The sequence below is a fragment of the Shewanella halifaxensis HAW-EB4 genome, assembly GCF_000019185.1.
Lineage (GTDB): Bacteria > Pseudomonadota > Gammaproteobacteria > Enterobacterales > Shewanellaceae > Shewanella > Shewanella halifaxensis.
The window spans coordinates 2,660,165-2,680,062 of sequence record NC_010334.1; the positions used below are offsets into that span (position 1 = coordinate 2,660,165).

Genomic DNA, 19,898 nt, shown 5'->3' on the forward strand with positions numbered 1-19,898 from the left:
TTATTATAATCAATAAGATGAATAAACGATATCCTTAATTAGCCCTATTGTATTGTTTTACTGTTCTATAACCAATATTGCAGCTTGAACAGCCTCTTGGCATTGGCTTTTACACTTCTCTTGGCACTGCTTGTTACAATGAATGCGTTTTTCACAGCTCCACAGACATAGTTGCCATACAGCTTTCTTCGTCTGCGCATCTAAACACTTAAAATCGGCAGCACACAGTACCCCTTGTTGTATAAGCTCCGCGATTTTGTCTTCTGGGATCCTGATATTTAACTGTCTGTTAGGAGCGCGCATCTTACTTCTTCTTTGTTCTAATGGGGAGACTTAATATAACTAAATGAGAATGATTATCAACATCTATTTAGCGATAATATGATCTTAGTACGCAGCCAGCCCTAATCTATCTTAGCCAGGGTGATCAGCTAAAAAGTCAAAGGTGGTAAACCTCTCGACGCCGTCCACTTCAAAACTGACTACTGCACTCCACACCATATAACCACTACTACATGAACCGTAAATTAGCGGTGCCTTATAGTCATTTTTGCCTATTTTAGCTAAATTTACCGGAATAACCCCCATAAACATGTCTCTACCCTGCAATTTAACTTTTACATTACCAACTTCTGCTGAAGTGTTGAGATTTAGCTGTAATGGCCGCTCACTGGGAGCTTGCCATGGTGTGATGCTTAACTGGATAACAACATCTGCAACAGTTTGAGCGCATAGACCAGACTTGAAATTGCAAAGACTTGTATCAACGTGCTTTAACCCAGCAGACTCAGGGTTATTAGGCTCGCATCCAAGTAAAAATAGTCCCAGTATACATATGTACACCCCCCCTAATACTGCTGATTTGTGAGTGACTTGCATGATAATTAACCTTTCAATCAATTCGTTTAACATTCTATGGGTAGATTTGATCTAGATCAACTTTCAGAAGGGCTTAATTCCTATCTTTTTTGATATAGCTCAAGTATCATGGCCTTGCCTTGCGTTATATCATGAAATGTAAGGTTACATATTGACACAGAGCCTTAATTTCCGATAGGAGACTTAATTTCAGGGTGTCACATAACGGGTAGAGCTCAGGTTCTACACAATAATAAGTATAAGTAATAAGCAGTGGAAGCAATATGATGAACCATTCCCAGCCTCAAGGCGCTGATTACAACTACACCGTCGTCCGTCAATTCGCTCTAACAACTGTGTTATGGGGAATTGTTGGCATGTCAGTAGGTGTATTGATTGCAGCCCAGTTGATCTGGCCGCAGCTAAACTTCGAAACCTCATGGTTAACGTATAGTCGTCTACGACCTCTACATACGAATGCCGTGATTTTCGCGTTTGGTACTTCAGCCCTTTTCGCCACATCCTATTATATCGTTCAACGCACCTGTCAAACTCGACTATTTGCACCTAAGTTAGCTGCATTTACGTTCTGGGGTTGGCAAGCCATCATTCTTTCAGCGGCAATTAGTTTGCCACTTGGTATTACCAGTGGTAAAGAATACGCTGAGCTAGAATGGCCAATTGATATCGCCATTACCGTCGTATGGGTCTCCTATGCAGTGGTTTTCTTCGGTACCATAATGAAACGAACAACGTCGCATATCTATGTGGCTAACTGGTTCTTTGGTGCCTTTATTATCACGGTAGCCGTACTTCACATAGTTAACTCTATGGCTGTACCGTTAACAATGACTAAGTCTTACTCGCTATATAGTGGCGCGGTAGATGCCATGGTCCAGTGGTGGTATGGTCACAATGCGGTAGGCTTCCTGTTAACTGCAGGTTTCCTAGGTATGATGTACTACTTCGTACCTAAACAAGCTGGCCGTCCAGTTTATTCGTACCGTCTATCTATCGTTCACTTCTGGGCACTTGTTGCTTTGTATATCTGGGCTGGTCCTCACCACCTACACTACACAGCTCTACCTGACTGGACTCAGTCATTGGGTATGGTGATGTCTCTGATCCTATTCGCTCCGTCTTGGGGTGGTATGATTAACGGTATCATGACCCTATCTGGTGCTTGGCATAAGCTTCGTACTGACCCTATCTTGCGTTTCCTTGTTGTTTCATTGTCTTTCTACGGTATGTCTACCTTCGAAGGCCCAATGATGGCAATTAAAACGGTTAACGCACTTTCTCATTACACTGACTGGACTGTTGGACACGTTCACTCTGGTGCATTGGGTTGGGTTGCTATGGTTTCTATCGGTTCTTTGTATCACTTGATACCAGTTCTGTTTGGCCACGGCCGTATGTACAGCACAAACCTTATTAATGTTCATTTCTGGTTGGCAACAATCGGTACTGTTCTTTATATCGTTTCAATGTGGATCTCTGGTGTGATGCAGGGTCTAATGTGGCGCGCAGTTAACTCTGACGGTACATTGACTTATAGCTTTGTAGAAAGCTTAGAAGCCTCTTACCCGTTCTACTTTGTTCGTTTCTTGGGTGGTGTGTTCTTCCTTACAGGTATGTTCTTAATGGCATACAACGTATACCGTACTGTTAAGGCCCCTAAAGATTCTTTGCCAGCAATTGCTGATGCAAAAGCAGCTTAAGGAGTAGATACGATGAAATTTAATCACGAGATAATTGAGAAAAACATCGGTCTAATGGGGATCCTTACCGTTATCGCAATCAGCTTCGGTAGCTTGGTTGAGATAACCCCCCTACTATTCCAAAAAGACACGACTGAACCTTTAGAAGGTCAGATCCCTTATACGGCAATGCAGATTGAAGGTCGTGACATCTATGTTCGTGAGGGCTGTTATGGCTGTCACAGCCAGATGATCCGTCCACTGCGCGCCGAAACTGAACGTTATGGCCACTACTCTGTAGCTGGCGAGTCAGTTTGGGATCACCCATTCCAGTGGGGCTCTAAGCGTACAGGTCCAGATTTAGCTCGTGTTGGCGGTCGTTATAGTGACCAATGGCATGAGGTTCACTTAATTGACCCTCGCGCTGTTGTACCTCAGTCAAATATGCCTGCATACCCTTGGTTAGCAGAAAACATCCTTACTGGCGATTTAACCGGTGAGAAGATGGAAATTCTGCAAAACTTTCACCCAACTCATAAGTTGTATACAGCTGAAGAGATTGCTGGCGCTAAAGACGCTGTGAAAGGTAAGACTGAGCTGGATGCATTGGTCGCATATCTGCAATCACTTGGCCACGCGCTTAAATAAGGAGGCAAATTATGGATTACGGCACATTACGTGGAATTATTACTATCGTTGTAATGGTGACCTTCATCGGTATATTTGCCTGGGCATATAGCTCTAGTCGTAAGCAACAATTCGACGATGCAGCTAACCTAGTTTTCTCTGACGATGAGAAAATCTCGGTATCGAAGGACTCAGGAGAACAAAAGTGATGAGTAACTTCTGGAGTATATGGATTATCGTACTCACGGTTGTGGTAATCATTGGTTGTGTTGTTCTACTACGTGCTTGTTCTAAGAACGACACGGGCGTAGAAGAAGGCAAGTCAATGGGTCACAGCTTCGATGGTATTGAAGAACTTAACAACCCACTACCTAAGTGGTGGAGTTATATGTTCTACCTGACTATTGTATTTAGTGTTATCTATTTAGCACTGTACCCAGGTCTTGGTAGCTTTAAAGGTCTATTAGGCTGGACAAGCTCTAACCAAAGCGTTCGCACTATTGAAGAGTCTAAACAAGCAGTTGTTGACGCTCAAAATGACGGTCTTTGGGTACAGTATGACCAAGAAGTTAAGCACGCAGACGAAAAGTTTGGTCCTATCTTCAAGGCATATGCTGATACACCACTTGAACAGTTAGTTCTGAATGAAGAAGCCCTAAAAGTGGGTGGACGTCTGTTCTTACAAAACTGTGCCATGTGTCATGGTAGTGATGCGCGTGGTAGTAAAGGCTTCCCTAACCTAACCGACAATGCTTGGTTATATGGTGGTGAGCTTGAGACGATTAAGACCTCTATTATGAACGGTCGTCACGGTATGATGCCGCCAAAAGGTGGTTTACCGATTGAAGACAGTGAAATTAAGGGGCTAGCAGAATACGTCGTTAAGCTATCTGGGCGCGATCACGATGAAACCTTGGCTGCACAAGGCCAAGGTTCATTCATGAAAGGCTGTTTCGCTTGTCATGGTATGGATGGCACAGGTAACAAGTTCATGGGAGCCCCTAACCTAACGGATAACGCTTGGGTTTATGGTGGTAGCCGCGGAGCTATCGAGCAATCGATTCAGAACGGCCGAAGTGGTGTTATGCCACCTTGGAAAGATGTGTTAGGTGAAGAGAAAGTTCACGTAATCACAGCTTACGTTTACAGCTTGTCAAACAAGTGATTACAGCAGGTTAACACTTGATGTGAGAAAAAGGCCTCGTCATTAACGAGGCCTTTTTTTAAGTGCTAAATCACAGTTTTATGGGTAAAATATGTGTTCTTTTTTCCCAGCATTTAACAACTATTCTAATAAGTAAAGGCGGTAAATAATGTCAGCTCCACAACCCTGGTATAAACAGTTCTGGCCTTGGTTTCTGATCATATTGCCATTATGTGCCGTGGTCGCAAGTATCAATTTATTTTGGGTTGCTTTTACCAACCAAGACCCATTGGTTACCGAAGAGTACTATAAAGAAGGTAAAGGCATCAATATTGACCTTCGCAAGATAAAGCAAGCTAAGCAGCTCGGCATGAACTACCTGCTCGAATTTGATGACAAGTATGTCGAGATCTCACAGCAAGGCGGTGAAAACTACCTCGCAGCATTGAGCGTTAGCTTCTACCACCCCACTCTCGAAGAGAGGGATTTTTCTCAAATTGTCACTGCAGATGCAAACGGTGTTTACCGCATCGATTTAAATCAAGCCATTGAAGGCCCATGGGAAGTCCGAATTGAAGGTTATGATCAAACCTGGCGTATTCAACAGCGTGTGACATTAAAGGACGATCAGCAATACTGGCTAAACTAATTATGCAAAGACCCTGAATGTTGGGGTCGATACCTGCTTTTCGAATATTAATTCAAGTGCCAATTCGAATAATAATAGAAAGAACAAAATCCTATGAGTCAAGCAAGCTGCTTTCATTGTAGCGAGCCTGTTTTAACAGGTAAGCAATTTATAACCTCTATTAATGATGTCGAGCAGCTTATGTGCTGCCCCGGTTGCCAAGCCGTATCTCAAGCAATTATCGATGCAGGATTAACTAACTACTATAAATTTCGGACAGAACCCGGTAGTAAACAAACGGCTTTGGTGCCTGAAGAGTTATCTAACTTCAGTGCATATGATCTACCTGAAGTACAACAAGACTTTATTCAACAAAGAGATTCGTTAAACGAAGTCTCGTTGACGGTCGATGGCATCACCTGTGCTGCCTGTGCCTGGTTGATTGAACATAAAATCAATAAACTTGACGGTGTTGCAAAAGTTCAAGTTAACTCAACCACGCAGCGCGCCTTGATCTCTTGGGATAGCGACAAAATCAAATTAAGCAAGATCCTTAATCAAATCAGCCAAATTGGTTATCAGGCCGCGCCGTTTCAAGTTGACGAGCAAGAAACAAAAAGTAAAAAAGATAGTCGTAAATTTCTGCTAAGACTTGGGCTTGCTGGCTTCGCTACCATGCAGGTGATGATGTTTGCCCTCGCCCTCTATTCCGGTTACTTTTCCGATCTCGAAACCGAATACCGCGACTATTTCCGCTGGGTGAGCATGTTGTTTGCTGCGCCTGTGGTGTTTTATTCTGCTCAGCCATTTTACTTTAGCGCCGTACGCTCGATGCTGATGGGCAGATTAAACATGGATGTCTCAGTCAGTATCGCGATTTGTGGTGCTTATATTGCTAGTTGTATTGAAACGATAAACGGTACTGGGGAAGTCTATTTCGAGTCGGTCTCCATGTTTACCTTCTTCCTGTTATTAGGTCGCTTCTTCGAGCAAAACGCCAGACAAAAAGCCTCGGTGAGTTCCAGTAATTTGCATAAGTTGGTGCCGTTAACCGCGCAACTAAAAACTGAAGATGGATTCGATGAAGTGCCCGCCAAGCGTCTTGTCATTGGCGATATCATCTTGGTTAAACCTGGTGATGTCATTGCCGCCGACGGAGTCGTGATTGAGGGAGAGTCGGCAGTTAATGAAGCTATGCTGACTGGCGAGCAGATGCCACTGCAAAAAACACAAACGTCAGAGGTGTTTGCTGGCACGATTAACATTGAGCAACCGATACTTATCAGAGTTACCGCTCTTGGACAAGATCAGTTAGTTGCCGAAATCATTCGACTGCAAGAGATAGCGTCTAACAATAAGCCTAAGGTGGCGTTGTACGCCGACAGGTTTTCAAATTACTTTACCGCGGCTATTTTGCTTATTGCCACCTTAACTTATCTGTTTTGGTATTTTTATTCACCAGAAGATGCCTTTTGGGTGACATTATCGGTATTAGTTGCAACTTGCCCTTGTGCCCTCGCCTTGGCAACGCCTACGGCGGTAACTTGTGGTACTGCGATTATGACCCGACTTGGGATCATTACTCGTCGCTCCGGTATTTTCGAAAAACTGCCTAAAATCCAGCACGTTGTCTTCGACAAAACCGGCACTCTCACCTTAGGAACATTATCGATTAGCAATATTGAGCTGACCTGCGAGTTATCAAAATCGCAGGCTCTGGCCTATATCGCCGCATTAGAGTCGGGTTCACTGCATCCTATTGCAAAGGCCTTTGCCCCTTATATCGATAATTCTATGACTGTGACTCAAAGGCAGAGTGTGGTCGGTAATGGTCTATCGGGAGTGATACATGGCCAGCAGTGTAAAGTGGGGAGCCAACAATTTGTCAATAACACCGATATGGTGGAAAGCTCCACTACTGTTTGGTTAAGCTGCGAAGGAGTTGTACAAGCGAAAGTCACCTTAGACGATGAAGTCAGGCCCGAGACAGCTAAAGCTGTGTCTCAGCTTAAACAAATGGGCTGCAAACTGAGTATTGCCAGCGGTGACAACTCGACAGAAGTAGCGGCATTAGGCAAAAGGCTCGGCATCGATGATGTACACAAAGGACTTTCGCCCAAGGGGAAACTTGCATTAATTGATAAGTTCCAACAGCAAGGTCAAGTGGCCATGTTTGGTGATGGTATTAACGACGCCCCTGTTCTTGCTGGAGCGAACTTATCCATTGCTATGGGGAGTGGCGCCGCGATTTCTAAAAACAGTGCTGATATTATTCTATTAGGCGATAACCTCGCTCGGTTTGCCGATGCCGTTAAGGTCGCTAAATTGACAGGACGGATTATCAAGCAGAATTTGTTCTGGGCGCTAGGATACAACCTGTTTATAATCCCGTTGGCCGTTACCGGTCACGTCGCTCCATACATTGCAGCATTAGGCATGTCTGCAAGTTCGCTCATTGTTGTCAGCAATAGCCTAAGACTACTTAAGGTTCGTTTATGAGTATTATCTATGTCCTAATCCCTATCGCTATGCTTTTCGTGTTATTGGCGGTAGGTGTATTTTTCTGGGCGGTAAAATCCGATCAATTTGACGATTTAGAAAAACAAAGCGTATCGATACTATTTGAGGACGACACCCCTCAAAATGACAACTCCAGTAAACAGCAAATACCAGAAAATACGACCGTTCCTGAGACCACTACAAATGCGACTGACACCAACAACACTGCCTCTGCTTTAGATAACTCAAATGATAAGAGATCAGTGTAAGAGTGAATGATTACAGCGTAATTGGCGCATTGCTCGTTGGATTGATGGGGGCGGGTCATTGTATTGGTATGTGTGGTGGCTTAGTGGGGGCGCTGTCTGTAAACCTACCTAAGCAGCATGCTGGCAATAAGCTCGTATCGCAGTTGGGGTATCTCTTAAGTTACAACAGCGGCCGAATAATCAGTTACACGTTAGCAGGCGCATTTGTTGGTGCCAGCAGCAGTGCGCTGAGCGTATTGTTTGATGTAGACACCTACTTGCTAGTGCTACGGCTGTTTGCCGGTTTTATGATGATTATTACCGGACTTTACATTGCGCAAATTTGGGCGGGTGTTGTCCAGATTGAACGCGTAGGTAAATGGCTTTGGCAGTTCATAGCCCCCATCGCAAATCGATTTATCCCAATCAAAAATAAGGCCCATGCCTTTATCGCCGGTAGTCTTTGGGGATGGCTACCCTGTGGGCTCGTTTATAGCATGTTGACTTGGTCTGTTGCGGCAGGTAATGCCCTAGACGGTGCCTTGATTATGCTTGCGTTTGGCTTAGGCACATTACCGGCGCTTTTGAGCGCAGGTATTGCCGCGAGTACATTTAGCCGCTGGGTACAAAACAAACTAGTACGAATTATAAGCGGAATAGCCTTAGTGGCATTCGGAATACAGACCTTGTATGTGGCGATTGGCCAGCTTAGCTAGCTCCGAATATCAAATTAGTTTAACATAGTAGACGAATAGTCAAAATTGAGAGAGACAATGTCAGCTGATAACAATAAGAACCGCCGTCAAATGGCATCAGGATGTGCGATTCATTGTCATGATTGCAGCATGGGTACACTGTGTATTCCGTTCACACTTAACTCTAATGAACTAGATCAACTTGACGAAATTATTGAGCGAAAAAAACCCATTCAAAAAGGTGAACCTATTTTTAAGTCAGGTGACCCACTAAAATCTTTATTTGCAATTCGTTCCGGCACCATCAAAAGTTATACCATTACCGAGCAAGGCGATGAACAGATCACGGGGTTTCATCTCGCTGGTGATGTTATCGGTTTTGACGGTATTCATTCGCAATTTCATCAAAGCTTCGCACAAGCTCTTGAGACATCAATGGTCTGTGAAATTCCATACACCACTCTCGATGATCTTACAGGCAAGATGCCTAAGCTTAGACAGCAGATCATGCGTTTAATGAGTAATGAAATTCAAAGCGACCAAGAGATGATTTTGTTACTCAGTAAGAAGAATGCTGAGGAAAGACTCGCGGCATTTATTAGTAACCTTGCTAAACGTTTCGGTAGCCGAGGTTTCTCACCAAGAGAGTTTAGATTGACCATGACTCGCGGTGATATCGGTAACTATCTTGGTTTAACCGTCGAAACAATAAGCCGTCTGCTTGGACGTTTTCAAAAAGCAGAACTAATTGAAGTCAAAGGTAAGTATATTACGATATTAGACATTGATGCGTTAAGCGAACTATCTGGTAACAGTAATATTGCAAGGTAGAACATTTACGACAATCGCTTGATCTAAAACAATATAAAATCATCCTATTCGTGCAAGATAAAACTAAACGATATTGGATAAGGAAAACGTTATGATGGACTATAAAAAACTCCTTGTGGTTGTTGATCCTACGACAGATAAGCAAACGGCTCTTGCCAGAGCCGTAGAATTAGCGTCAAAAAACCAAGCTGAAATTACTGTATTTTTATCTATTTTCGACTTCTCCTATGAGATGACCTCTATTCTTTCTGGCCAAGAACGCGAATCAATGCGTGAAGGTGTTGTAAATCAACGCAAGGCTTGGCTTGAAGATGTCGTTGCCCCCTACCGTAAAGATGGTTTAACCATAAACTTAGATGTGATTTGGCATAACCGTCCGTTTGAAAGCATCATTAAACACGCTATCGATGGTGAGTATGATCTTATCGTCAAAGGCACTCACGAACATGATAAGCTCAAATCGGTTATTTTTACGCCGACAGATTGGCACTTGATGCGTAAGGCGCCAATACCTGTACTACTCGTTAAAGCGCAAGACTGGCCAGTTGCAGGCAAGATTGTTTGCGCAGTAAACGTAAGCGCTGAAGATAATGCTAACGAGTCCCTCAACGGTAAGATTATCTCTCACGCTAAGAAGCTCGCCGAGCAGTTTGACGCTCAAGTGCACCTCGTTAATGCTTACCCTGGTACGCCCGTTAACTTGGCTATCGAACTCCCCGACTTTGATGCTCATACTTATAGCGAAACCATACGATTACAGCATGAGGAGCGGATCAGTTATCTTGCAAATGCTTATGGGATCTCGCCAGACTTCTGCCATGTTATGGAAGGCCTACCAGAAGATGTTATCCCTGACTTAGCAACGAGTTTAGATGCAGAGCTAGTCATATTGGGAACCATTGGTCGAACCGGAATTTCCGCAGCCTTAATAGGCAATACTGCTGAACATGTTATCGATAGTATCAACTGCGACCTACTTGCGATTAAGCCTGATGGCTATAAATCACCATTAGAAGAGGTATAACCGCTTTCTAAGCTTTACCAAAAGCTTTTAAGCTGGAATAATACGCGCCCTGAACATTTGTGTACTAGGCGCGTTTTTTTATGTCCGAAGAATTAACTCCACAACAAGTCACTCGTATGGCAAAACTACAGAAGCGTTTACGCACTGAAGTTGGTCGTGCCATCGGTGATTACAACATGATTGAAGAAGGTGACCGTGTCATGTGTTGCCTATCTGGTGGCAAAGACAGTTATGCCATGCTCGATATCTTGTTGAACCTTCAGCAACGCGCTCCTATTAAATTCGAAATCGTTGCGGTTAACTTAGATCAAAAGCAGCCAGGTTTCCCTGAAGACATTTTGCCTGCGTATCTCGATACCCTAGGTGTTGCTTACCACATTTTGGAAAAAGACACTTATTCTATCGTTAAAGATAAAATTCCTGAAGGCAAAACAACTTGTTCTCTTTGTTCTCGCCTGCGCCGCGGAACTCTTTACGGTTTCGCACAAAAAATAGGGGCTACCAAGATTGCCCTTGGTCATCACAGAGACGACATCATTGAAACCATGTTCCTGAACATGTTTTTTGCCGGCAAGATGAAAGCCATGCCGCCAAAACTATTGTCTGATGATGGCGCCAATATGGTGATCCGTCCGTTAGCTTACAGTCGTGAAAAAGATATTGCTGAATACGCTGGTCTGAAAGGCTTCCCAATTATTCCTTGTAACCTTTGTGGCTCACAAGAAAACTTAAAGCGCGCTGCAGTTAAAGAGATGTTGGTGCAGTGGGATCGTGATTACCCTGGCCGTATCGAAACTATTTTTACGGCAATGCAAAATACCGCGCCATCTCAAGGTGTCGATAGAGAACAGTTTGATTTCTTAAGCTTGACTCGAGATCCAGATGCGCCAATGCGAGGCGATGTTGCAGAGTCAGATCTACCCGCCTTTGACTTTGTTGATGTCGCCAACAATGGTCATATTAATTTAGATAAAGCGGTCCGTATTGACGTGGTAAATACCTATACGCCCGATTAACCGTTATCAGCGTAAAAGTAGAATCAAAAGCCCTGCATTGCAGGGCTTTTGATTAAAGAAGAATTACTTAGATGTCCAAGGGCTAATAACCTTAGGCGCAACCGATGTCTTTAAATTCGTTAGATTATCGAGCTGGCTAGTTTCAAGACGATATGTGCCACTAACGGGTATGAGCTCACCATCAATATTAACCGTTGCATCACCGTCAAACTCTAAGTTTAATCCTGCAATATCTGTTGCAAACAATCGCATAGGGAAGCCTTGCAACTGACTTAAGAGCGCATTCATCTCTTGCGCGATCTGTTTTAGCTCAGCCTGATTGTATGCATTTTTAGTGTTTTTAGCTCTAACCTGCATAGCAATAGCACAAGACTGTGCATCGCCCTCAACATCTAAATTAATCAGTGCGCGATCTGATTTAAGTTGGCCGTCATAGGGTAAGAACAGGCGTTGGTCTTTGGTAATCGTTAAAGGAAAAGAGTCTTTTTCTGTGGTGATTGTACCGTTGTTAACTTTGCAACCATTAGCCTTAGAAACAGAAAATGCCAATTCAACTAATTGATAGTTCCCTTTATTCACCTGCTTTAGACGCTGGTAAAAACTTTGATACTCAAGAGAGATAGGAGCTGCCTGACTTACAGATGCAAACCCTAATAAAATACAGCTAAACAGCAGTCGTTTTTTCATTGTTATCCACTAAAAATCGTTGGTTTTGGCGTAGCATTTCAAGCAGCTCATCAATATAAGCTTCTTGACGTTCAGAGTAATTAATCAGTCCGTATACAAGATCTTGCGCGCTCGGCGTTTTGTTTTGTGCGCGTAGATCGGCTCGAATTGATCTCAGCAACGAATAGGCCGCGTTAGAATTAAGATTACGCATATATGACGCGACAGAGTCTTCAACCGTTTTAAATAAAGCAACCTCATGGGACAGCCCTTCTGTCCTCGATTGCGGGACTAGACCACAACCTTTTCTGAAGCACCATTGACCAAAGAAATTTAAACCTTCGCGGGCAAATCTGGAACTGCCCCAGCCCGTTTCGTTCGCGGCCTGAATTAATACCATCTCTTCAGGAATAATATCGACACGAGTTAACAAGGTATCAATATTGCCTATATTTAGACTTCTGACAGTATATTGATACTTTTCCGAGATCTGCTGCAGTCTGAACTCATCGGCCTCAGTGAGTTCTTTGTTATTGACGATTTGATTACGAATGCCGATAACAAAATCGCGCTCATCTTGAATGATCGCATTTTGATGCTTAATCGAAGGTTTCAGGAATGCAAAAAATGCGCGTTTTTTTTCACTTACATCACTAATAGCAGCAAAATCTGGCACTACGCTCGCAATTTCTGTGTTTTTAACCGCTTTTCCTAATGACTGTATTTGATCCTCACTACCGGGAACCAGCACCAATCTAACCAGTAAGATCAGTGTTATTACAAGTCCTAACGCTATTGTAAACAAACCAACTTTGCCTGTTTTCACTCATTTTCCTTTATCAAACTCAAGGGTATAAAGACTTTAATTAATTACGGCTATTATATGCTAGCTTTAACTGAGAATACATCGCGAATAATGTTGTAATCTCAGTTATAATTCTGGGTCTTTTATAATACTTTGGGTATTCAGGAAGGAGACCCCAAAAATGAAACAAAATGGGCTTAATCAATATAACCATGTGGTAGCCATAGGTGGCGGACATGGATTAGGGCAAGTCTTATCAGCCCTTTCGTTCTTAGGGCCTAAGCTCACAGGTATTGTTGCCACGACTGATAACGGCGGCTCTACGGGGCGCTTAAGAGCCGAGCAAGACTGCATCGCTTGGGGAGATTTACGCAACTGTTTAACCCAATTGGCTAAACGCCCTTCCGTTGGTTCCTTAATGTTTGAATATCGCTTTGGCGGCGATAGTGAATTATCTGGCCATAATCTGGGAAATTTAATGCTAATGGCGTTGGACGAACTTTGTGTGCGTCCACTAGATGCGGTGAATTTAGTCCGCAACTTTCTTAATATCGATACCCGTCTAATCCCTATGTCAGAAGAACCGACACACTTGGTGGCACTTCAAGCCAGTGGTGAAAGTGTTTTTGGCGAAACTGATGTTGATAAGATGCAAGATACACCTATAGCCTTATCGCTCGATCCACAAGTTCAAGCAACCTGCGAAGCCTGTGAAGCCATTCGAGATGCAGAACTGATCATTTTAGGACCAGGTAGCTTTTTAACCAGCATAATGCCACCACTGTTACTACCTAAAATAGCCCATGCACTTGCGCAATCAAAGGCAGAGGTGATCTTAATTGATAACCTCACTAACGAACCATCACCGATTGCTAACTGTAGCTTAAGTCACAAGATCAACTGGTGCCATCAGGTGCTGGGGTTAAAGATTATCGATAAGGTATTGTGTAACGCTGATAGTGCTTATCAAGAAGACAATATTTGTTACTACCCGCTTCGAAGTTCACATCATATTGGCTTACACGACAAACGTGCACTCGCAGATGCGCTGTCTTTGATGGTGAGTCAAGACCACAGCACAGTGTCGACATAGCCAACTTGTCCGCGATTGGATAACCAATACTTGGGCTTTTAGTTAGCTTGAATTTAAACTAACAGCCCATCAGCAAAGGTTAATAGGCCATAAATGAATACTCATAACCTATCAGGTTAGCGAGGTAGCTGAGCATAAAGAACTCCAAATTATTTACAGGCTCCCAAATTCAAACATTAGTGTTTTTCCCATTATAACTTGACCAATTTAGCACTTCTAACCAGACTCAATAGCTAGGTAAGCACATTTATATAATGGTTATAGTGACAATGAAAACACCTATCCTTTCCCTTTTTAAAGATAACAGATTAGTCACTGCGACGGTTTCTGCATTAGGCGCAACGCTTTGTATATGGACTCTTGCAGCAATCGATACCGGAATGGACTCGCCTTATGTTCTGATTGCTCCTTTTGGTGCAACTATGGTACTTATTTTTGGAGTACATCACAGCCCATTAGCACAGCCTAAAAATGTTATCTTGGGGCATATTATTACCGCAATCGTTGGGCTTCTCTTCGTCAATTACCTGCCCGTTACCTCATTAACTCTGGGGTTAGCCGTGGGATTTGGCCTATTCTTTATGTTACTTTTTGATGTCACTCATCCTCCTGCAGGAGGAAACCCACTGCTGATTATGCTTGGCGGACATACAAGTTGGACCTTTTTACTTCATCCGATCTTAATAGGCACCTTGGCTATTGTAGCTTTAGCAGTGCTGTACCATAGATTAATTCCTGGGCACATTTACCCCTATTTTGAAAAAAAGGAGTAAGTTATACCAATTGTGCAGTTTTAAGCATAAAAAATGCGCGTAGTGGGTTCACTAACGCGCATTTAGTTTTGCAATGCTCGGCTTGCTCTCTGCTATTTGACTCACGCAATCGCTAGATTAAAGAACCTTAGCAATTGCTTCACAGATCACAGGCATGTTGGTTTTCGTCATACCCGCAACACTAATACGACCAGAACCAACGATGTAAACACCAAACTCTTCTCTTAAACGGTTAACCTGCTCTTTGTTAAGTCCCGAGAAGCTAAACATCCCGTTTTGACCTGAGATAAAATCGAAGTTATGCTCAACGCCAGCGGCTTTTAATGACTCAACAAATAGCGTACGCATTTCAGCAATACGTTCACGCATCTCTTTGAGTTCGTCATGCCATAGCTGCTTAAGTGTTTCATCACCTAAAATCGTGCTAACAATTAACGCTCCGTGCGCTGGAGGGTTCGAATAAGACGCGCGGATCGTGCTTTTAATTTGGCTAAATGCATTAACGGCTTCGCCGCTATTAGAAGCGACAACAGTTACCGCACCGATACGCTCATTGTATAGGCCGAAGTTCTTAGAAAAAGAGTTAGCAACAATCAATTCAGGCACAGTATTGGCAACAATACGCAGGCCTTGGGCGTCTTCTTCAACACCGGCGCCGAAACCTTGGTAAGCGAAATCGAAAAGCGGTACTAATGATTTTTCTAAACACAAGTCAGCAATCTGCTGCCACTGCTCTAGATTTAAGTCGATACCCGTTGGGTTATGACAGCAGCCATGAAGTAAGACTAGATCGCCTGCTTTAGCGCCCTGTAGATCAGTCAGCATCGCTTCGAAATCTAAACCATGGGTTTCAGCTTTATAATAACGGTACTCTGCAATCTCCAGACCCGCTGTGCCAAAAATATTATTGTGGTTTGCCCAAGTAGGATTACTTATCCAGATGGTTTTTGCTGGCGTATGACGAACGAGAAATTCTGCCGCAACTCTTAAAGAGCCGGTTCCGCCAGGAGCCTGTGCCGTTAATGCACGGGCCTGAGATACCACATCATGTTCAGCGCCGAATAGTAAACTTTGAACGGCACTATTGTAGGCTTGGACGCCTTCCATACCGAGGTAACTTTTACTTTTCTCGGTTCCTAACAGTTTTTCTTCTGCAAATTTTACAGACTTTAGGATTGGTGTCTGGCCAGATTCATCTTTATAAATACCGACGCCTAAGTTCACTTTATTGTCGCGAAGATCTGCTTTAAAAGCATCTGTTAAACCTAAAATTGGATCGGCTGGGGCCAGTTCAACCTGGGAAAATATCATGACGGCTTTCCTAAATATTATAAGTGTAGGGTTATCGCGTGTATTTATAACATTGAAGCTAAGCAGGAGAAAGGGAGTTCTACGACTATTAGCAAATTTTGCGTTATAGCCTAGTTATCATCATTTGAAAGGTTATAAATATGCTTATTTCATAAAATTATTCTAAATAATCCACAATACTGTAAGTCAGTGGATAAATAAAAATAAGTGGATTTTATGACGTTTGTAACAGGAGTTAGCGGTTAAATCGATAGTAGCTATTATTTTCGAGAAAACAAAAAAGCCTTCACGTTAGTGAAGGCTTTTTGCGATTGGGCCGGCTCAATATTAGCCGATTTTTTCTAGGCCGCCCATGTATCCGCGTAATGCTTCAGGCACTGTGATAGAACCATCTGCATTTTGGTAGTTTTCAATAACCGCTACCAATGTACGACCTACAGCTAAACCAGAACCATTCAGAGTGTGCAGTAAGCTTGGCTTCTTATCAGTTTTAGCCTTATAGCGAGCTTGCATACGACGAGCCTGGAAGTCCTGCATGTTACTGCAAGATGAGATCTCTCTAAAGGTGTTTTGCGCTGGCAACCAAACTTCGATATCGTAGGTCTTGCTTGAACCGAAGCCCATATCACCAGTACAAAGCACAACAGTACGGTACGGTAGACCTAGCTTTTGCAGTACAGTTTCCGCATGAGCAGTTAACTCTTCCAATGCCTGCATAGAATTTTCAGGCTTTACAAGCTGTACTAGCTCTACTTTGTCAAACTGATGCTGACGGATCAAGCCACGAGTATCACGACCATAAGAACCAGCTTCACTTCTGAAACATGGTGTATGCGCGGTTAGCTTAATTGGTAACTCTTCTTCATCAACGATGGTATCGCGAACTAGGTTAGTTAGCGGAACCTCTGCCGTTGGAATAAGACTTAGGCCTTGGCCTTCTTCAGTAGCAGGCTTAGTGTGGAACAGGTCTTCACCAAACTTTGGTAGTTGGCCTGTACCCATTAAGCTGTCTTCATTAACTAATAAAGGCACGTACGCTTCTGTATAACCATGTTCAGTGGTGTGTAGATCTAACATAAACTGGGCTAATGCGCGGTGCATGCGAGCGATTTGGCCTTTCATCACGATAAAGCGCGAACCGGTGATCTTAACCGCATTCTTAAAATCTAGACCACCAATGTTCTCACCGAGTTCAACATGATCTTTAACTTCAAAATCATACTCTTTAGGCGTGCCCCAACGACGAACTTCTACGTTCTCTGATTCATCTGCGCCAATAGGTGCTGACTCATCAGGTAGGTTAGGAACGCTCATTGCGATTGAGTTTAGCTCGTCGAGTAAAGATGCAAGCTCAGCTTTCTTTGCATCAAGCTCTTCGCCTAGTGAGCCCACTTGAGCCATGATTGGTGCAACATCTTCGCCTTTAGCTTTAGCTTGACCAATCGACTTGGAGATAGCGTTACGTGATGCTTGTAATTCTTCGGTCGCGACCTGTAATGACTTACGCTTGTCTTCAAGCTTGCCTAGGCGCTCTACATCTAAAATAAATCCGCGAGTCGCTAAACGCTCTGCGGTAACTTCTAATTCATTACGTAAAAATTTTGGATCTAACATATTTTATTATCTTAATAGTTAAAAACGAGAAAACACCAATTGCTGTCCTAGATAGACGACGAATATACAGACGCCAACATTAACAACAACATTCAATACGGCTTTAACCAACTCCCCCTCTTGCATCAACAGCAAAGACTCATTGGAAAAAGTGGAAAACGTGGTCAGGGCCCCTAGCATGCCAACCCCAATAAACGCCTTAATCTCTGGGCTAAGTTCGCTCACTTGTCCGAGTGCAAAAATAACACCCATTAAAAACGAACCCAAAATATTAACGACCAGTGTACCAAAAGGAAATCCACTACCAAATACCTGAAGCATCAATAATGAGATAAGATAGCGTAAAACAGCGCCAATTGAGCCTCCTAAGGCCACAAAAAGAACATTATTCATATCTTTTCACCTCACTGTGCTCATCTAGCTGCTGTAGTTGAGAAAGCTTGTCTTTGATCCGTTTTTCAAATCCACGCTCCGTTGGATAGTAAAAACGATGTTCAGCAATCGATTCCGGAAGATATTTTTCGCCACTGGCATACGCATTGGGTTCGTCGTGAGCATAACGATAGCCTTCCCCGTAACCGATATCTTTCATCAGTTGGGTCGGGGCATTGCGTAGATGCTCCGGCACAGGTTCATGGCCAGTTTCACGAGCGAGCTGCCGCGCTTTTGAAAATGCGGTATAGACGGCGTTACTTTTAGGAGCACTGGCAAGATATAACACAGCTTGTGCAATTGCGCGCTCTCCTTCAGATGGCCCTACACGGTGGAAACACTCCCATGCATTGATTGCTACTGTCATCGCCATGGGATCTGCATTACCGATATCTTCAGACGCTATCGCTAACAGGCGACGTGCAATGTAAAGAGGATCACAGCCGCCTTCTAACATTCTGCAAAACCAATACAGTGCCGCATCGGGGGCTGAGCCACGAATTGACTTATGAACAGCCGAGATCAGATCGTAGTATTGGTCGCCATTTTTATCAAATCCAGCCAACTGTTGCCCAGCAACTGCGATGATCATCTCTTCGGTAAAGGCTTCGCCGTCTTTGAGCATGTCGCTCATTAGCTCTATCAGGTTTAAAGCTTTACGCGCATCACCATCACAGGTTTGTGCCAGCTTTAGTGAAACATCAGCAGGCAAGAGTAGCTTACGTTTTCCAAGCCCTCTCTCTTCATCCTCAAGCGCTTGCTGAACAATTTGACCTATCTCTTCAGGCTCTAGTTGCTTAATGAGATAAACACGCGCCCTCGACAACAGTGCATTATTGATTTCAAAGGAAGGGTTTTCAGTCGTGGCACCAATAAAAATTACCGTACCATCTTCAATGAAGGGCAAGAATGCATCCTGCTGGCTCTTATTGAAACGATGCACCTCATCAACAAACAGTAAGGTACGTTGACCCCGAGACTGCGCCACGTTCTTGGCATGTTCAATTGCACTCCGGATCTCTTTAACGCCAGAAGTCACCGCCGAAATACGCTCTACATGGGCATTAGCATAATGCGCAACAAGTTCGGCCAAAGTCGTTTTACCTGTGCCCGGTGGCCCCCAGAACATCATGGAGTGCGCACGCCCGGCTTCAAGTGCTTGGCGTAACGGTTTGCCCTCACCTAAAAGGTGTGACTGGCCAATATATTGCTCTAGCCGTTCGGGCCGCATTCGTGCGGCTAACGGTCTAAAGTCTGGTGCAAAATCAAAACTGAAACTAGACACTGACTTCTCTTAATTGGTCGATTTTAAACGTTGATCGTCGATATCTACATCATCGGGTACGACGAACTTAAACAGATCTTGGTCTTTACCGGCTATCACACTTTGATTCGTTAGCGTGAAGTCACTGATATTGCCTTGTTGATCCTTAAGCACCATTTTTGTTAGCTGATTATCATTAAAGCAAACTTGCACTTCAGATCCGCCACTGTCTTTATCTTTGGGGCTGATATCGAAACAGTTTTCTTTTTGGCTAACATTGTATTGTGACCAGGTTTCATCGTCTGAGTGAACTAATAACGCGATTGGAGAAGCATTAATGGCCTGATTGAGGTCCATAACAGAGACCTCTTCGGCAAACGGATTGTAGATCCAAACATCGGTACCGTCAGCAACGATTAACGACTCATCGGGAGCGGTTAAATGCCAGTAAAATTGATTAGGATGAGACAAAGCAAAAACTCCTTCGCCCGTTTGAATCACCTTATCATTGATGTCTGTAACGGTTTGATTAAAGTTAGCTTTTAGGCTGCTTATTTCGGTCAGCTTCACTTTTAGCTCGTCTGAGGCACCAGCAAATGCTGGGAAATGACTAAACAAAGGCAAGCTCAGGGCTGCAATAGCAAAAATCTTTTTCATTTTGTTCTCCGAG

The 19,898-nt window shown here is 43.5% G+C and carries 22 protein-coding genes; 13 read left to right on the forward strand and 9 right to left on the reverse strand.

The window, feature by feature from the left end:
* Window positions 1-57: 57 nt before the first annotated feature.
* Both SHAL_RS11465 and SHAL_RS11470 read right to left on the reverse strand, forming a co-directional pair.
* Complete coding sequence (locus SHAL_RS11465) at window positions 58-303, reverse strand: hypothetical protein (protein WP_012277284.1); 246 nt, start codon at window positions 301-303, stop codon at window positions 58-60.
* Window positions 304-414: 111 nt separating this feature from the next.
* Window positions 415-879 carry a hypothetical protein gene (locus SHAL_RS11470; RefSeq protein ID WP_012277285.1) on the reverse strand — a complete coding sequence of 155 codons (465 nt, stop codon included), beginning with the start codon at window positions 877-879 and terminating at the stop codon, window positions 415-417.
* A gap of 263 nt (window positions 880-1,142) precedes the next feature.
* Here SHAL_RS11470 and ccoN point away from each other — a divergent pair, with 263 nt between their 5' ends.
* The 11 genes from ccoN to ttcA all read left to right on the forward strand — a co-directional run bounded on the left by ccoN (window position 1,143) and on the right by ttcA (window position 11,270).
* Window positions 1,143-2,579, forward strand: a complete 1,437-nt coding sequence (gene ccoN / locus SHAL_RS11475; protein WP_012277286.1) for a cytochrome-c oxidase, cbb3-type subunit I — start codon at window positions 1,143-1,145, stop codon at window positions 2,577-2,579.
* 12 nt (window positions 2,580-2,591) lie between these two features.
* Complete coding sequence (ccoO, locus tag SHAL_RS11480; protein ID WP_012277287.1) at window positions 2,592-3,206, forward strand: cytochrome-c oxidase, cbb3-type subunit II; 615 nt, start codon at window positions 2,592-2,594, stop codon at window positions 3,204-3,206.
* An 11-nt stretch (window positions 3,207-3,217) separates the two neighbouring features.
* Entirely contained in the window at window positions 3,218-3,394 is a 177-nt protein-coding gene (locus SHAL_RS11485; protein WP_012277288.1) for a CcoQ/FixQ family Cbb3-type cytochrome c oxidase assembly chaperone, read from the forward strand.
* Window positions 3,394-4,350 (forward strand): cytochrome-c oxidase, cbb3-type subunit III, encoded by a 957-nt coding sequence (gene ccoP, locus SHAL_RS11490; protein WP_012277289.1) that lies wholly within the window; start codon window positions 3,394-3,396, stop codon window positions 4,348-4,350. The genes SHAL_RS11485 and ccoP overlap by 1 nt, the downstream gene beginning before the upstream one ends.
* Before the next feature lie 148 nt (window positions 4,351-4,498).
* Window positions 4,499-4,978 (forward strand): FixH family protein, encoded by a 480-nt coding sequence (locus SHAL_RS11495; RefSeq protein ID WP_012277290.1) that lies wholly within the window; start codon window positions 4,499-4,501, stop codon window positions 4,976-4,978.
* Window positions 4,979-5,071: 93 nt separating this feature from the next.
* Window positions 5,072-7,456, forward strand: a complete 2,385-nt coding sequence (locus tag SHAL_RS11500; protein WP_012277291.1) for a heavy metal translocating P-type ATPase — start codon at window positions 5,072-5,074, stop codon at window positions 7,454-7,456.
* Window positions 7,453-7,725 (forward strand): cbb3-type cytochrome oxidase assembly protein CcoS, encoded by a 273-nt coding sequence (gene ccoS, locus SHAL_RS23450; RefSeq protein WP_012277292.1) that lies wholly within the window; start codon window positions 7,453-7,455, stop codon window positions 7,723-7,725. The genes SHAL_RS11500 and ccoS overlap by 4 nt, the downstream gene beginning before the upstream one ends.
* 2 nt (window positions 7,726-7,727) lie before the next feature.
* Entirely contained in the window at window positions 7,728-8,420 is a 693-nt protein-coding gene (locus SHAL_RS11510; protein ID WP_012277293.1) for a sulfite exporter TauE/SafE family protein, read from the forward strand.
* A 57-nt stretch (window positions 8,421-8,477) separates the two neighbouring features.
* Window positions 8,478-9,230 (forward strand): electron transport transcriptional regulator EtrA, encoded by a 753-nt coding sequence (gene etrA / locus SHAL_RS11515; protein ID WP_012277294.1) that lies wholly within the window; start codon window positions 8,478-8,480, stop codon window positions 9,228-9,230.
* 91 nt (window positions 9,231-9,321) lie between these two features.
* On the forward strand, window positions 9,322-10,254 hold the full coding sequence (gene uspE / locus SHAL_RS11520; RefSeq protein WP_012277295.1) for a universal stress protein UspE: 933 nt from the start codon (window positions 9,322-9,324) through the stop codon (window positions 10,252-10,254).
* Between the two features lie 80 nt (window positions 10,255-10,334).
* On the forward strand, window positions 10,335-11,270 hold the full coding sequence (gene ttcA, locus SHAL_RS11525; protein ID WP_012277296.1) for a tRNA 2-thiocytidine(32) synthetase TtcA: 936 nt from the start codon (window positions 10,335-10,337) through the stop codon (window positions 11,268-11,270).
* Window positions 11,271-11,333: 63 nt separating this feature from the next.
* Here ttcA and SHAL_RS11530 read toward each other — a convergent pair whose 3' ends face one another.
* Window positions 11,334-11,957 (reverse strand): DUF2987 domain-containing protein, encoded by a 624-nt coding sequence (locus SHAL_RS11530; protein WP_012277297.1) that lies wholly within the window; start codon window positions 11,955-11,957, stop codon window positions 11,334-11,336.
* Window positions 11,935-12,762 carry a glucosaminidase domain-containing protein gene (locus SHAL_RS11535; protein ID WP_012277298.1) on the reverse strand — a complete coding sequence of 276 codons (828 nt, stop codon included), beginning with the start codon at window positions 12,760-12,762 and terminating at the stop codon, window positions 11,935-11,937. The genes SHAL_RS11530 and SHAL_RS11535 overlap by 23 nt, the downstream gene beginning before the upstream one ends.
* 160 nt (window positions 12,763-12,922) lie before the next feature.
* Here SHAL_RS11535 and yvcK point away from each other — a divergent pair, with 160 nt between their 5' ends.
* Window positions 12,923-13,834, forward strand: a complete 912-nt coding sequence (yvcK, locus tag SHAL_RS11540) for a uridine diphosphate-N-acetylglucosamine-binding protein YvcK (RefSeq protein ID WP_012277299.1) — start codon at window positions 12,923-12,925, stop codon at window positions 13,832-13,834.
* A gap of 269 nt (window positions 13,835-14,103) precedes the next feature.
* A complete protein-coding gene (locus SHAL_RS11545; protein ID WP_041416400.1) occupies window positions 14,104-14,607 on the forward strand; it encodes an HPP family protein in 504 nt (167 codons plus the stop codon).
* Window positions 14,608-14,724: 117 nt separating this feature from the next.
* Here SHAL_RS11545 and SHAL_RS11550 read toward each other — a convergent pair whose 3' ends face one another.
* From SHAL_RS11550 to lolA, 5 genes are all read right to left on the reverse strand, one after another.
* Complete coding sequence (locus tag SHAL_RS11550; RefSeq protein ID WP_012277301.1) at window positions 14,725-15,918, reverse strand: amino acid aminotransferase; 1,194 nt, start codon at window positions 15,916-15,918, stop codon at window positions 14,725-14,727.
* 327 nt (window positions 15,919-16,245) lie between these two features.
* A complete protein-coding gene (gene serS, locus SHAL_RS11555; protein WP_012277302.1) occupies window positions 16,246-17,532 on the reverse strand; it encodes a serine--tRNA ligase in 1,287 nt (428 codons plus the stop codon).
* 18 nt (window positions 17,533-17,550) lie between these two features.
* Entirely contained in the window at window positions 17,551-17,925 is a 375-nt protein-coding gene (crcB, locus tag SHAL_RS11560) for a fluoride efflux transporter CrcB (protein ID WP_012277303.1), read from the reverse strand.
* Entirely contained in the window at window positions 17,918-19,249 is a 1,332-nt protein-coding gene (locus SHAL_RS11565; RefSeq protein ID WP_012277304.1) for a replication-associated recombination protein A, read from the reverse strand. The genes crcB and SHAL_RS11565 overlap by 8 nt, the downstream gene beginning before the upstream one ends.
* Window positions 19,250-19,258: 9 nt before the next feature.
* Window positions 19,259-19,885 carry an outer membrane lipoprotein periplasmic chaperone LolA gene (lolA, locus tag SHAL_RS11570; protein ID WP_012277305.1) on the reverse strand — a complete coding sequence of 209 codons (627 nt, stop codon included), beginning with the start codon at window positions 19,883-19,885 and terminating at the stop codon, window positions 19,259-19,261.
* Window positions 19,886-19,898 lie beyond the last annotated feature (13 nt).